Genomic DNA, 13201 nt, shown 5'->3' with positions numbered 1-13201 from the left:
TCAGCCTTCCCACCCGGCCTGGTAGAGCTTGCCATGGGCCTTGTCCAGGGCGGCGCGCACGACCGGCGAGTGTTGGTAGATATCGACGAACTTGGCCAGGCGCGGGTCGTTCTTCTCCTGCGGGCGGATGACGAACTGGATCACGTATTCCTTGTTCTCCAGGCCGTCGAACAGCAGCGCCGAGGTGGCGTCGAAGCTGTTGGCCAGGCGGATGTAGGCCGGGTAGCCCTGGACCAGGTCGGCGTCATCGTAGGCGCGTACCAGCTGCACGGCTTCGACCTGGAGAATCCGGATCTGCTTCGGGTTGGCGACGATGTCGTCCTCGGTGGCTTTGTAGCCCACGCCCGGCTTGAGGGTGATCAGCCCGGCCTTGGCCAGCAACTGCAGGCCACGGCCACTGTTGATCGGGTCGTTGGCGATGGCCACGCTGGCGCCCTCGGGCAGTTCCTGGAGACTCTTGTATTTTTTCGAGTACAGGCCGACGTTGTTGATGATCCCCGGCGCGTACGGGACCAGGTCGAAGCCGGCGGCGGCCTTGGCGTTTTCCAGGAACGGGATGTGCTGGAAGTAGTTCACGTCGATATCGCCGCTGTTGAGGCTGACGTTGGGCGCGATCCAGTCGCTGAACTCGATCAGTTTCACTTCCAGGCCTTGTTTATGGGCCTCCTCCACCGCCGCCTCCAGGGGGATGGCAAAGGCGGCGGTGGTGCCGATCTTCAGCGGCTCGGCGGCAAAGGCGGCGGCGGACAGGCCGAGGCCCAGGGCAATGGCCGCGACGGGCCGGAACAGTTTCTCAAGCATGGTGCAGGGCTCCAGTCGGGGCAGGGTCGGGGGTGTTGCGGTAGCGGGCGCCGGGGTGTCCGCCGGGCAGGCGCGGCTCGCCGCTGGCGAACAGCTTCTCGCGCAGGGTGCCCTCGGCGTAGGCGGTCTTGTAGCGCCCGCGGCGTTGCAGGGCGGGGACCACCAGCTCGATGAAGTCCTCGTAGCTTTCCGGGGTGACGGTGCGGGTCAGGTTGAAACCGTCCAGGCCGGTTTCGTCGATCCAGGCGATCAGTTGCTCGGCCACCTGCTCGGCGTCGCCTACCAGGGTCACGTAGCGACCGCCCAGGGCGTGCTGTTCGAGCAGGCGGCGGCGGGTCCAGGCGCTTTCCTGCAACTGGCGGGTGGCGGACTGGATGGCGTTGCCCTTGGCGAAACCGATGGGCTCGTCCAGTTCGTAGCGCGAGAAGTCGATACCGGTGGAGCTGGCAAAGTGCGCGACCCCGGCCTCGGCGCTGGCGTAATGCAGGTACTCGGCGTGCTTGGCCTGTGCCTGGGCCTCGGTCGAGGCGACGATCACGGTGATGCCCATGAACACCTTGACCGCCTGTGGGTCGCGCCCGGCCGCCTTGGCCGCGGCGCGCACCTTGTCGACCTGGGCGCGGGTGGCGACCTTGTTCTGGCCGCTGATGAACACGCACTCGGCATGGTTGCCGGCGAAGGCCAGCCCGCGTGGCGAACTGCCGGCCTGGAACAGCACGGGCGTGCGCTGCGGCGAAGGCTCGCACAGGTGGTAGCCCTCGACCTTGTAGAACTCGCCGTGGTGCTCGACCTTGCGCACCCTGTCGGGGCGGGCATAGACCCGCTGCTCGCGGTCGGCGACCACGGCATCGTCGGCCCAGCTGCCTTCGAGCAGCTTGTACAGCACCTGCAGGTACTCGTCGGCCTGGTCGTAGCGGCGGTCGTGCTCGGGTTGCTGCTCCAGGCCCATGGCCCGGGCGGCGCTGTCGAGGTAGCCGGTGACGATGTTCCAGCCGACCCGGCCATTGCTCAGGTGGTCGAGGGTGGAAAGGCGGCGGGCGAACAGGTAGGGCGCCTCGTAGGTCAGGTTGGCGGTAAGGCCGAAGCCCAGGTGCTTCGTCACCGCCGCCATGGCCGAAACCAGCAGCAGCGGATCGTTGACTGGCAGCTGGATCGACTCCTTTAGCGTCACGTCCAGCGACTGGCCATAGACGTCGTAGGTGCCGACGATATCGGCGATGAACAGCCCGTCAAACAGCCCCCGCTCCAGCAGGCGAGCCAGGTCGGTCCAGTAGTCGAGGGTCTTGTAGCGCGTGGAGGTGTCCCGTGGGTGGGTCCACAAACCGTGGTTGATGTGCCCGATGCAGTTCATGTTGAAGGCATTGAGCAGGATCTCCTTGGCCATCAGATGGTCCCCCGGCGCGGCGGCTTCTCGTCGTTGAGGTAGTAGTTGCCGATGGCGTGGTACTTCCAGCGCACCGGGTCGTGCAGGGTGTGCACCCGGGCGTTGCGCCAGTGGCGGTCGAGGTTGTGCTCGGCCAGGGTGGCCTGGCTGCCGGCCAGCTCGAACAGCGTGGTACCGGCGGCCAGGGAAATCTCGGTGCTGATCGCCCGGGCCTCGGCCACGGCGATGGAAGCGGCGGCCAGGGTCTCGGCGTTGCTGTCGGCCTGGGCAATGTCGAGGATTTCCCCGGCCCGTTCGAGCAGCGCCTCGGTGGCGTGCAGGCGGATCGCCAGGTGGCCGAAGCTCTTCAGGGTCAGCGGGTCGTCGCTGGCCTTGTCGAGGCCGGAGTCGATCCAGGGGCGGCTGCGGGTGCGCACGAAGTGCAGGGCGTCCTCGTAGGCGGCGCGGGCGATACCGGTGTCGATGGCGGCATGGAGGATCTGCGCCAGCGGGCCGACCGTGGTCGGGCGTTCGAAGGCGCTCTGGAACGGCACCACGTCCTCGGCGCGGACCGCCACGTGGTTGAACACCACCGAGCCGCTGCCGGTGGTGCGCTGGCCGAAGCCGCTCCAGTCGTCGATCACCTCGATGCCTTGGCTGTCGGCGGGCACGAAGGCCAGGTGCGACACATCCTGCTCGTCGATCACCAGGGTCGGGATGCGCTGGGCGTAGATCGCGCCGGTGCAATAGAACTTGCGGCCGTCGATGCGATAGTGGTCGCCGTCGCGGCTCAGGCGGGTGGTGCGCTCGTGGGCGTTCTTGGTGCCTAGCTCGGCCAGGGCGTTGCCGAAGCGGCGGCCAGCGAGGACTTCGGCGTAGAGGCGTTTCTGCTGTTCGGGGCTGCCGTTCACCCGCAGCACTTCCAGGGCGTAGAAGTGGTTCTGCGGGATCTGCCCGAGCGAGGCGTCGGCCTGGGCGATGCGGGCGATGACCTTGGCCAGGGTGACGTTGGACACCCCGGCGCCGCCAAAGGCCTTGGGCACGCTGATGCCCCACAGGCCAGATTGCACGAAGCGTTCGAGTTCGGCATGGGGCAGGCGGCGCTCGCGGTCGCGCAGGGCGCTGTCCTGGCGCAGGTGTTGGGCGAGTTCGTCGGCGACGGCCAGGGCCTGGGCGTCGGTGGTGATGATGGATGCAGTCATTTTGCTCTCCGGAGCCTGGGGACGTCGTGCGCCTCTTCGCGGGTAAACCCGCTCCCACAGGTACAGCGCTGTTATCGGAATCAGTGCGATCCCTGTGGGAGCGGGTTTACCCGCGAAGGGCTGCGCAGCAGCCCCAAGGCTCGAAATCAGATCCAGGAATGGCGGGCAGGCAGGGTGCCGTTGAGGTGGTAGGCGCCGACGGCGTGGTACTTCCAGCGCACCGGGTCATGCAGGGTGTGGACCCGGGCGTTGCGCCAGTGCCGGTCGAGGTTGAACTCGGCCAGGCTGGCGCGGCTGCCGGCCAGCTCGAACAGCTTCTCGCTGGCCTGCAGCGAGATCTCGGTGGTGAGCACCTTGGCTTCGGCCACGGCAATCGAGGCACGGGCCGCGGCGGCGGCATCGATCACGCCGGCGTTCACCTCGTCGAGCACCTTGGCAGCCTTGCGCAGCAGGGCCTCGGCGGCATGCAGTTCGAGCTTCAGGCGACCGATGTCGGCGATCACATAGGGGTCGTCGCTGTTGCGTTCGACCTTGGCCTCGATCCACGGCCGGGACTTCTCCCGAACGAACTGGATTGTGTCCTCGATCGCCGCTTCGGCGATGCCGGCGTCGATCGCCGCCTGGATCAACTGCGAGGCGGCGCCCTGGATGCTGGGTTCCTCACGCAGGCGCCAGTTGTCCACCACCAGGTCGGCGTCCACCGGCACCTGGTCGAGCAGCACGGTGCCGCTGGCGGTGGTGCGCTGGCCGAAGCCGGACCAGTCGTCGACGATGCGCAGCCCAGGGCTGCCGCGACGGACGAACGCCAGGCGCTGGCGACCATCGTCGTCCAGCGCCTTGACCGCCACCCAGTGGGCGTACAAGGCACCGGTGGAATAGAACTTCTCGCCGCTGATGCGATAGCCATCGCCATCACGGGTAAGGCGCGCCTTGAGCGTCAGGGTGTCCTTGGTCCCGCGCTCGGGGCCGGCATTGCCGATGCGCCAGCCGTCGAGCACCGAGCGGAAGATCAGTTCCTGCTGGGCCTGGGTGGCGGTCAGGCGGACCAGTTGCAGGATGCCGAACTGGTTCTGCGGAATCTGCCCCAGCGCCGGGTCGGCGGCACTGATCAGGCGGAACACTTCGGCGATGGTGGCGAAGGACACCTCGGGGCCGCCGAAGGCCTTGGGCACGCTGATGCTGCCCAGGCCGCTGCGGGTGAACTGTTCGATCTCGGCCCAGGGCAGCTTGCGCTGCTGGTCACGTTTGGCGGCCTGCTGGCGGGCCACCTCGGCCAGTTCGCGGGCGGCCTGCAGGGCCTCTTCGTCGTTGCGCAACACCGTGGCCGGCAGCAGCAGCGGCGAGCTGTCGAGATCGCTGTGGAATCGGGTAGTAGTTGGTTGGCTGGACATCAGTACCGCTCCTTGGCTGCACTCAATGCCCTGGCGTTATGCACTGGGGTGATTGTGATCCTGACCATTCCTAACCTCACAAAGTTGAAAGCGTCGCCTCAGCTGATGGCGACAGACGTTTGCTGGTCCGGTGGTCCGGTCGATATACCCTATTCGTTTAGAAAAAGTTTATGAACTACCGTTTAGGAATATGGATAGAAGAACTGCAGGGTCGGCCCTGTCGTGCAGGGAAATGCTATCCCTGTGGGAGCGGGCTTGTCGGACCGCCGCACCGCCGCGAACACCGGCGAAGCCGGTGCCATACACCGCGCTGGATTCTTCGCGGGTAAACCCGCTCCCACAGGGTTAAGTCAAATCAATGGTTTACGTGAGCGGTCAGCGCGGGATCGTCACCACCAGCTTGCCCACCGCCTGGCGCTGCGCCAGGCGTTCGATCGCCGCGCCACCCTCGGCCAGTGCAAAGGTCTGCGACACCAGGGGCTTCAACTTGCCTTCGGCGTGCCAGGCGAACAGCTGGCGGAAGTTGGCCGCGTTGTCCTCCGGCTGGCGCTGGGCGAAGGCGCCCCAGAACACCCCGAGCACCGCCGCGCCCTTGAGCAGGGTCAGGTTCACCGGTAGTTGCGGGATCGTGCCGCTGGCAAAGCCCACCACCAGCAACCGCCCGTTCCACGCCAGCCCGCGCACGGCCTGGTCGAACAGCGCGCCGCCGACCGGGTCGTAGATCACGTCCACGCCCTGGCCGCCGGTCAGGCGCTTGATCTCGTCCTTGAGGTTGGCCTGGCTGTAGTCGATCAGTTCGTCGGCCCCGGCCGCCTGGGCGATTGCCAGTTTCTCGGCGCTGCTGGCCGCGGCGATCACCCGCGCGCCCAGGGCCTTGCCGATTTCCACCGCCGCCAGCCCGACGCCGCCCGAGGCGCCGAGCACCAGCAGGGTTTCGCCGGCCTTGAGCTGGCCGCGCTGGGTCAGGGCGTGCATCGAGGTGCCGTAGGTCATGCCGAACGCGGCGGCGGTGGTGAAGTCCATGCCCGCCGGGATCGGCAGCACGTTGTAGAACGGCACCGCCACCCGCTCGGCGAAGGCGCCCCAGCCGGTCAGGGCCATGACCCGGTCGCCGACCTTGAACGCGCCGGCCTTCTCGCCGACCGCGGCCACCACGCCGGCCGCCTCACCACCCGGGGCGAACGGCAGCGGCGGCTGGAACTGGTACTTGCCTTCGATGATCAGGGTGTCGGGGAAGTTGACCCCGGCGGCGTGCACGTCGAGGAGGATCTCGTTCTTCTTGGGCGCGGGGCTGGCGACCTCTTCCAGGACCAGGTCCCGCGCCGGGCCCAGGGCTTTGCACAACAAGGCTTTCATCAGGGCTATTCCTTTGCGTGTGGTGGCCGATAAGTGTAGGAGGGCCACCCCCAGGGTCAACGAGCATGGCCGGCCCTGATGAGCCGGCATAAGCCCGGGCTTGGGTTTGGCCGGCGCGCTGGGTAAGCTGGCGCCAACTGTATTGAGGAGCGAATTCGTGAAAGCGTGGATCTTGATGGTGCTGGCCCTGATGCTGCCAGTGGCGGCGATGGCCGAGGAAAAGGAAGGCGAGCCCAAGGTCGCCTACATCAGCCTCAGCCCGCCCTTCGTCGGCAACTACGCCCTCGACGGCAGCCCCAAGCTGCGTGTGTTCAAGGCCGACGTCGCCCTGCGCGTGACTGGCGATGCCGCCGCCACCGCGGTCAAGCACCACGAGCCGCTGATCCGCAACCAGCTGGTGGCGCTGTTCACCCAGCAGGGCGTGGATAACATGAGCAACGTCGAGGCCAAGGAAAAACTGCGCCAGGAAGCCCTGAAGCAGGTGCAGCAGGTGATGGAGTCCGAAGAGGGCAAGCCGATCGTCGAGGACCTGCTGTTCAACAACCTGATCGTGCAGTGATCAGGCGGCGAGGCTGCGGCGAAAGCGCGCCAGGGCCACGCCGAAGAACACCAGGCCGATCGCGGCCAGGGCCGCCACATCCGGCCACACCACGTTCAGTCCGGCGTCGCGGAACAGGATCGCCGCGCCGAGGCTGACGAAGTGGGTCGAGGGCGAGCCCTGCATGACCCACTGCAGCCACTGCGGCATGCTGTCCAGCGGCGTGCTGCCCCCCGAGAGCAGCAGCATCGGGATGATCACCGGGATCGCCAACAGGCCGAACTGCGGCGTCGAGCGCGCCAGGGTGGCGAGGAAGATACCCAGCGCCGTGCTGGCGAACAGGTACAGCGCGGTCACCCCCAGGAACAGCCCCATGGAGCCCGCCAGCGGCACGCCCAGGGCGCCCTTGACCACCACTTCAAGCGATATCCAGGTACAGGCCACCACCACCAGGGCGTTGCTGGCGATCTTCGCCAGCATGATTTCCAGCGCCGTCAGCGGCAGCACCAGCAGGTGATCGAGGGTGCCGTGCTCACGCTCGCGCAGCAGCGCGGTGCCGGTGAGGACGATGGCCAGGATGGTGATGTTGTTGACGATCTGGATCACCGCCAGGAACCAGCCGCCTTCCAGGTTGGGGTTGAACAGGGCTTTCGGGTTGAGCAGGGCCGGGCTGCCGGTGCTGCGGCCTGCATACTCCAGCAGTTCGCGTTCGAAGATCCGGCCGATGTAGCCGGCCCCCATGAAGGCCTGGCTCATGGCCGTGGCATCGACGTTGACCTGCAGCTCCGGTGAGCGCCCGGCCAGCAGGTCGGCCTGGAAGTTCACCGGCACGTTGACCACGAAGGTGTACTGGCCGCTGTCCATGGCCTGGTCCAGGCGATCCGCCGGCAGTGCCACGGCGGGCTGGAACTCCGGCGGCTGCAGCGATTCGGCGAGCTTGCGCGAGACGGCGCCGTGGTCTTCGTCGACCACCGCGACACTGGCGTTGTGCACGCCGATCACGGAGCCGGCGGCGGGCATGTAGATCGCCACGCTGAAGGCGTACAGCAGGAACAGCAGCAACACGCTGTCGTGGCGCAGGCTGGTGAGTTCCTTCAGGCCCAGGCGCAGGGTGTGGGAGAGGCGGCTCATCTCAGGCCTCCTGTTTTTTCAGCATGGCCAGGCTCAGCCCGGTGAAGGCGGCGAAGAAGCCCAGCAGCGCCAGGCACTGCGGCCACAGCTCGCGCAGGCCCAGGGCCTTGGTGAAGGTGCCGACGGCGATGTCGAGGAAGTAGCCGGCCGGGAACAGCTGGCCCATCAGCGCCGCCGCGCCGTCCAGCGACGAGCGCGGCACGATCAGGCCGGAGAACTGGATGGTTGGCAGGCTGGTGATGATCATGGTGCCGAGGATCGCCGCGATCTGCGTGCGGGTGAAGGCCGAGATCAGTAGGCCCAGGCTGGTGGTCGCCAGCAGGTAGGCCAGGCCGCCGCAGGCCAGGGCCAGCGGGCTGCCCTTGAGCGGCACGCCGAACAGCCAGCGGTTCATCGCCACCAGCAGCGCCAGGTTGACCAGGCTCACCGCGAGGTAGGGCGCCTGCTTGCCGAGCAGGAATTCCAGGCGGGTCAGCGGGGTGGCGTAGAAATTGGTGATCGAGCCCAGTTCCTTTTCCCGCACGATGCCCAGCGCGGTGAGCATGGCCGGGATGAAGGCCAGGATCAGCGCCATGACCCCGGGGCCGATGGCGTTCACGCTGACCACGTCCTGGTTGTAGCGAAAGCGTGTTTCCAGGCGTACCGGCTGCTGGCGCGCCACGGGGTGCGGGCCGAGGGCGGCCAGCTGCTCCAGGTTGGCCTGGTGCACGGCCTCCACATAGTTGCGGCTGGTCTCGGCGCGAAACGGCATGCCGCCATCGAGCCAGGCGGCCACCACCGGCTGGCGCCCGGCATGCAGGTCACGGCCAAAGCCCGGCGGGATCTCCAGGGCCAGTTTGATCTCCGAGCGTTGCAGGCGCTGGTGCAACTGGCGGGCATCGCGAATCGGCGCCTGCTCGGCGAAGTAGCGCGAGCCCCGGAAGGCCTCGAGGTAGGCGCGGCTCTGCGGGCTCTGGTCCTGGTCGTACACGGCGAAGGCGAGGTTCTCCACGTCCAGCGAGATGCCGTAGCCGAAGATCACCATCATGAACAGCGCGCCAAGCAGGGCAAAGGCCAGGCGCACCTTGTCGCGCAGCAGTTCCTTGCCTTCGCGGCTGGCCACCGCCAGTAGGCGGCGCAGGCTGAAGGCCTGGCGCAAGGCGGGCGCCGGGGCGGCGGCCTGTTCCAGCCCAGCATCGGCCTGCGCCTGGACGGGCGCGTCCTGGGCCTGTTCGAGGCAGCGCACGAAGGCGTCTTCCAGGGTCTCGCCGCCGAACTGGCGCTGCAGCGCCAGCGGGGTGTCGCAGGCCAGCACCCGACCGGCGTGCATCAGCGAGATGCGGTCGCAGCGCAGGGCCTCGTTCATGAAATGGGTGGACAGGAAGATGGTTACGCCCTGCTCGCGGGACAACTCCACCAGCAGGCGCCAGAAGTCGTCGCGGGCCGCCGGGTCGACCCCCGAGGTCGGCTCGTCGAGGATCAGCACTTCCGGGCGGTGCAATACCGCCACGGCCAGCGACAGGCGTTGGCGCAGGCCCAGGGGCAGGGCGCCGGACGGCTGGTCGGCAATGGCGCCTAAGTCGAAGCGTTCGATGAGCTCGGCGATGCGCGGCGCGCTGTCGGCCTTGGCCAGGTCGAACAGGCGGGCGTGCAGTTCGAGGTTCTGTCGGGCGCTCAGTTCGCCATACAGCGAATAGCTCTGGGACATGAAGCCGACCCGCTTGCGCGTGGCCAGGTCGCCGGCATCCACCGGGCGGCCGAGCAGGCTGGCGCTACCCTCGCTGGCCGGCATCAGGCCGGTGAGCACCTTCATGGTGGTGGTCTTGCCGCAGCCGTTGGAGCCGAGGAAACCGAAGATCTCGCCACGGCCGATGGCGAAGCTGACCTTGTTCACTGCAGTGAAGTCACCGAAGCGCAGGGTCAGGTCGTGGGCCTCGATGGCGATAGGCCCGTCGTCGGCCTGGCTTTGCGGAATGCGCAGGGGCTCGGGCTGTGCGCGGCCGGCGCCCTGGAAGTGGGTGAAGGCGTCGTCCAGCTTGCCGCTGGGCGTAACCGCCGCCAGTTCGCGGCTGAGGCCGGCGGCCAGCAGGCGGCCAGCGTCGAGCATCAGGCAATGCTCGAACTGCTCGGCCTCTTCCATGTAGGCGGTGGCCACCAGCAGGGTCAGCTGCGGGCGCTGGGCGCGCACCTGCTCGATCAGCTCCCAGAAGCGCCGTCGCGACAGCGGGTCGACGCCGGTGGTCGGCTCGTCGAGGATCAGCAGGTCCGGCTCGTGGATCAGCGCGCAGCACAGCCCCAGCTTCTGCTTCATGCCGCCCGAGAGCTTGCCGGCCGGCCGCTCGGCGAAGCGCTCCAGGTCGGTGGCGCGCAGCAGGCTGGCCATGCGTTGCTCGCATTCGGCGCGGCCCAGGCCGAACAGGGTGGCGAAGAAACGGATGTTCTCGCGGATCGACAGCTCCGGGTACAGGTTGTTGCCCAGGCCCTGGGGCATGAAGGCAACCTTGGGATACAGCGCGGTGCGGTGGCGGCGCTGGCGGATCGAGCCACCGAGCACCTGCAACTCGCCTTGTTGCAGGCGCTTGACCCCGGCGATCAGTCCGAGCAGGGTCGACTTGCCGGCGCCGTCCGGGCCGATCAGGCCGCAGCGGGTCCCGGCCGGCAGGCTGAACGCGAGGGTGTGCAAGGACTGCAGGTCGCCATAGCGATGGCTGACACCCTCGGCCCGCAGGGCGATCGCCGCGTTCATTGCAGGTTGGCCGGCCAGCCCACATCGGCGGTGCGCACGTACCCGGCGCCGGGCATGCCTGGCTTGGCCTGGGGCACGGCACTTGGTTCGGTCAGGCGCAGCTTGACCCGGAACACCAGCTTCTGCCGCTCATCGCGGGTCTCGACCTGTTTCGGAGTGAACTGCGCCTTGGCCGCGACGAACGCCACCTTGGCCGGCAGGGCCTTGTCCGGCAGGGCGTCGAGCACGATCCGCGCCTGGTCGCCGACGGTCAGCCGGCCGGTGGTGGCGGCGGGCAGGTAGAGGTTCATGTACTGGTCGCTGGGGTCGATCAGCATCAGCACCCGGCCACCGGCGCCGAGCACTTCGCCGGGTTCGGCCAGGCGCAGCTGGATGATGCCGTCGATGGGCGCGCGCAGGCTGCTGTCGTCGATCTCGCTGGTGAGCTGGGCGACCTGGGCCTCGGCGGCGCCGATGGCGGCCTTGATCGCCGCCAACTGGGCCCGGGCCGCGACCACGGCCGCGGTGGCGGTGTCGTAGCGGGCCTGCTGCTGGTCGAGCAACTGCTGGCTGGCGAACTTGCGCTGGTAGATCTCGCGCACCCGCTTGAGTTCCTGGCTGGCCAGCAACAGTTCGCTCTGGCGCAGCTGCACGCTGGCCTGGGCGGCGGCATAATTCTCGCGGGCGCGCAGCACTTCGGCCTCGGCCTGGCTGCGCTGGGCCTCCATCGTGCGGGTGTCGATGCGTGCCAGCAACTGGCCGCGGGTGACCTTGTCGCCTTCATCGACCAGCACCTCGGCCAGGCGCCCGGGGATCTTGCTGGCGATCTGCACCTCGGTGGATTCGAGGCGCCCGTTACCCATGCTCAGGCCTTCGGGCAGGCGATCGTGAAGGGACTTCCAGTAGCCCAGCCCGCCTGCCGCCAGCAACAGCAATACCAAGGCGGAGGCGAAGATTCTGGGGGCTTTTCGATTCATCGGTCTGCATCCTGCGGCTAGCACGCCTTATCCTGGCGCGACGCGCTTCCTTGCGCGTTGATATTGATCAAACCCCTGACAATAGCCGCACAATCAGCTCAGCGCGAGGATCGCCGCCCATTGTTCTGCGGTCACCGGCATCACCGACAGGCGGCTGCCCTTTTGCACCAGTGGCAGTTCCTCGAGCGCCGCCTGCTGCTTGAGCAGGCCCAGGCCAAGCACCTGGCGGAAGGTCCGCACATGCTCGACGTCCACCGCGCTCCACGGGTTCTTCTCGGCGCTGGCCTTGGCGTCGTGGTAGTGGCTGTGCGGATCCAGGGCGGTTGGATCCGGGTAGGCGGCGGCGCTGATCCGGGCGATGCCGGCGATCCCCGGTTGCGGGCAGCTGGAGTGGTAGAAGAAGAATTCGTCGCCTACGCTCATGGCCCGCAGGAAATTGCGTGCCTGGTAGTTGCGCACCCCGTCCCAGCGGGCGTTGCCCAAGCGTGCCAAGGCTTCGATGGAGAGCTCGTCGGGCTCGGATTTCATCAGCCAGTAGGCCATGGATGCTGCTCCTGAAAGAGTTTGAAATAACTCGTTGCATGAAACCGACAGTCGGTTGGCGTCAACGTTTGCCTGGCGACTCATGTTGTCGGAAAATGCGCCGATTTTAAGCTATACGCTCCGGCCGCCATCAAGAAAGCCGCCGAGCCTGGACAGTTGTTCTTGGGGGACGATCAATGAAACAACGTAAACCGGACCTGCTCTGGATTCTGGCCTTCGTCTTCGGGCTGGGCGTGGTCACCACCGGTTACGCGCAAGGCTTCTGGGAGCGCAAGCTGGATGCCGCCTACCAGCAGGCGCCTGTTGATCCGACGCAGCAACAGCACCGCTGATCGCACCTCACTTCGGCGCCAGGTACCAACCTCGGTCCGAGACCGTGCCTTGCAACGGTACATCCCAGCTCGCCTGGTTGAGCCGCTCCACTTTCTGGCATTCGTGCGCCAGCCCCAGCAGCAAGGGCTTTTTCCATGTCTGGCGCCGGCCCTGGTAGGCCAGGCTGCGGTCATAGAAGCCACCGCCCATGCCCAGGCGCCCCCCCACCTCGTCGAAACCGACCAGCGGCAGCAGGATCAGGTCCAGCGCCCAGATCGGCCGTTGCCGCTTGCGTTCGATCACCGGCTCCAGGATGCGAAAACGGTTGGGCCGCAGTGCCTCGCCGGCCTCGAAGCGCTGGAACACCATGCGCGTGCGCGGCCAGGCGTGCAGCACCGGCAAGTAGACGCGCTTGCCGCGCTTGTGCGCCTCGCGCAGCAGCAGGCGTGGGTCGATCTCGCCGTCATTGGGCAGGTACAGGGCGATATGCCGGGCGCGGCGGAACAGCGGATCCTGCGCCAGTTGGCGATACAGACCTTCGGCGGCCTGGCGTTGCTGGGCGGGTGTGAGTGCGCGGCGGGCATTGCGCAGGAAGCGGCGAAGCTGGGGGCGGGTGAGCGGCGCGGTGTCGGTCATGGCACGGGCGATCCCAGAAGAAACGAAAAGCCCGCCGTTGGAGGCGGGCAGTTCTGAATGCAGGCTCCCCGACAAGACCGCTATCGGTGTAGCCCTTGAACCCGAAAGTTCAAGGTGGAGATTGCAGGGGGCGTTAAGGCTTTCCGTCGGGCGGACATGCACACCGGCCCCAGCGTGCAACCCCCGTGGTTGTGCGTATCGGCTCAGGGACATAACCGACTGGCGCATCCCCCAGGGAGTGGCGCCA

The 13201-nt window shown here is 67.4% G+C and carries 12 protein-coding genes and 1 other RNA gene; 2 read left to right on the top strand and 11 right to left on the bottom strand.

What is annotated here, in order from left to right; translation table 11 throughout:
* The 5 genes from POF53_RS03895 to POF53_RS03875 all read right to left on the bottom strand — a co-directional run bounded on the left by POF53_RS03895 (position 1) and on the right by POF53_RS03875 (position 6113).
* Positions 1-801 carry a MetQ/NlpA family ABC transporter substrate-binding protein gene (locus POF53_RS03895; protein ID WP_232854817.1) on the bottom strand — a complete coding sequence of 267 codons (801 nt, stop codon included), beginning with the start codon at positions 799-801 and terminating at the stop codon, positions 1-3.
* Complete coding sequence (locus tag POF53_RS03890; RefSeq protein ID WP_498966539.1) at positions 794-2188, bottom strand: LLM class flavin-dependent oxidoreductase; 1395 nt, start codon at positions 2186-2188, stop codon at positions 794-796. The genes POF53_RS03895 and POF53_RS03890 overlap by 8 nt, the downstream gene beginning before the upstream one ends.
* Positions 2185-3441, bottom strand: a complete 1257-nt coding sequence (locus POF53_RS03885) for an SfnB family sulfur acquisition oxidoreductase (RefSeq protein WP_498966538.1) — start codon at positions 3439-3441, stop codon at positions 2185-2187. Before POF53_RS03885 ends, POF53_RS03890 begins: the two co-directional genes overlap by 4 nt.
* 71 nt (positions 3442-3512) lie before the next feature.
* The gene (locus POF53_RS03880) at positions 3513-4757 is read right to left on the bottom strand and encodes an SfnB family sulfur acquisition oxidoreductase (RefSeq protein ID WP_203648860.1); all 1245 of its coding nucleotides are present in this window, start codon (positions 4755-4757) and stop codon (positions 3513-3515) included.
* Between the two features lie 375 nt (positions 4758-5132).
* The gene (locus POF53_RS03875; protein WP_232854818.1) at positions 5133-6113 is read right to left on the bottom strand and encodes an NADPH:quinone oxidoreductase family protein; all 981 of its coding nucleotides are present in this window, start codon (positions 6111-6113) and stop codon (positions 5133-5135) included.
* 157 nt (positions 6114-6270) lie between these two features.
* Here POF53_RS03875 and POF53_RS03870 point away from each other — a divergent pair, with 157 nt between their 5' ends.
* Entirely contained in the window at positions 6271-6672 is a 402-nt protein-coding gene (locus tag POF53_RS03870) for a flagellar basal body-associated protein FliL (protein WP_110734175.1), read from the top strand.
* On the opposite strand, the gene POF53_RS03865 is transcribed toward POF53_RS03870, so the two are convergent.
* The 4 genes from POF53_RS03865 to POF53_RS03850 form a co-directional block, all read right to left on the bottom strand.
* Positions 6673-7782 carry an ABC transporter permease gene (locus POF53_RS03865; RefSeq protein WP_254463895.1) on the bottom strand — a complete coding sequence of 370 codons (1110 nt, stop codon included), beginning with the start codon at positions 7780-7782 and terminating at the stop codon, positions 6673-6675. It lies immediately after the preceding gene.
* Position 7783: 1 nt separating this feature from the next.
* Positions 7784-10507 carry a ribosome-associated ATPase/putative transporter RbbA gene (gene rbbA / locus POF53_RS03860; protein ID WP_498966455.1) on the bottom strand — a complete coding sequence of 908 codons (2724 nt, stop codon included), beginning with the start codon at positions 10505-10507 and terminating at the stop codon, positions 7784-7786.
* Positions 10504-11463, bottom strand: a complete 960-nt coding sequence (locus POF53_RS03855; protein ID WP_050703321.1) for an HlyD family secretion protein — start codon at positions 11461-11463, stop codon at positions 10504-10506. The genes rbbA and POF53_RS03855 overlap by 4 nt, the downstream gene beginning before the upstream one ends.
* Before the next feature lie 93 nt (positions 11464-11556).
* Positions 11557-12006: an EVE domain-containing protein gene (locus POF53_RS03850; protein ID WP_232854821.1), complete on the bottom strand. Its 450-nt coding sequence runs from the start codon at positions 12004-12006 to the stop codon at positions 11557-11559.
* A gap of 176 nt (positions 12007-12182) precedes the next feature.
* Here POF53_RS03850 and POF53_RS03845 point away from each other — a divergent pair, with 176 nt between their 5' ends.
* Positions 12183-12338: a hypothetical protein gene (locus tag POF53_RS03845; RefSeq protein WP_254463897.1), complete on the top strand. Its 156-nt coding sequence runs from the start codon at positions 12183-12185 to the stop codon at positions 12336-12338.
* 7 nt (positions 12339-12345) lie between these two features.
* Here POF53_RS03845 and POF53_RS03840 read toward each other — a convergent pair whose 3' ends face one another.
* Positions 12346-12954 carry a 5-formyltetrahydrofolate cyclo-ligase gene (locus POF53_RS03840; RefSeq protein WP_232854822.1) on the bottom strand — a complete coding sequence of 203 codons (609 nt, stop codon included), beginning with the start codon at positions 12952-12954 and terminating at the stop codon, positions 12346-12348.
* 61 nt (positions 12955-13015) lie between these two features.
* Positions 13016-13195, bottom strand: a non-coding RNA gene (gene ssrS / locus POF53_RS03835) — 6S RNA.
* Between the last annotated feature and the right edge of the window lie 6 nt (positions 13196-13201).

Origin of the sequence: Mitsuaria sp. RG, from assembly GCF_028369275.1 — a bacterium.
GTDB lineage: Bacteria > Pseudomonadota > Gammaproteobacteria > Pseudomonadales > Pseudomonadaceae > Aquipseudomonas > Aquipseudomonas peradeniyensis.
This window is presented reverse-complemented; position numbering and strand designations above follow the sequence as displayed.

Coding starts and splice junctions, on each gene's coding strand:
- rbbA (WP_498966455.1), bottom strand. CDS start 10,507: ATGAACGCGGCGATCGCCCTGCGGGCCGAGGGTGTCAGCCATCGCTAT.
- POF53_RS03845 (WP_254463897.1), top strand. CDS start 12,183: ATGAAACAACGTAAACCGGACCTGCTCTGGATTCTGGCCTTCGTCTTC.
- POF53_RS03865 (WP_254463895.1), bottom strand. CDS start 7,782: ATGAGCCGCCTCTCCCACACCCTGCGCCTGGGCCTGAAGGAACTCACC.
- POF53_RS03850 (WP_232854821.1), bottom strand. CDS start 12,006: ATGGCCTACTGGCTGATGAAATCCGAGCCCGACGAGCTCTCCATCGAA.
- POF53_RS03895 (WP_232854817.1), bottom strand. CDS start 801: ATGCTTGAGAAACTGTTCCGGCCCGTCGCGGCCATTGCCCTGGGCCTC.
- POF53_RS03855 (WP_050703321.1), bottom strand. CDS start 11,463: ATGAATCGAAAAGCCCCCAGAATCTTCGCCTCCGCCTTGGTATTGCTG.
- POF53_RS03880 (WP_203648860.1), bottom strand. CDS start 4,757: ATGTCCAGCCAACCAACTACTACCCGATTCCACAGCGATCTCGACAGC.
- POF53_RS03840 (WP_232854822.1), bottom strand. CDS start 12,954: ATGACCGACACCGCGCCGCTCACCCGCCCCCAGCTTCGCCGCTTCCTG.
- POF53_RS03875 (WP_232854818.1), bottom strand. CDS start 6,113: ATGAAAGCCTTGTTGTGCAAAGCCCTGGGCCCGGCGCGGGACCTGGTC.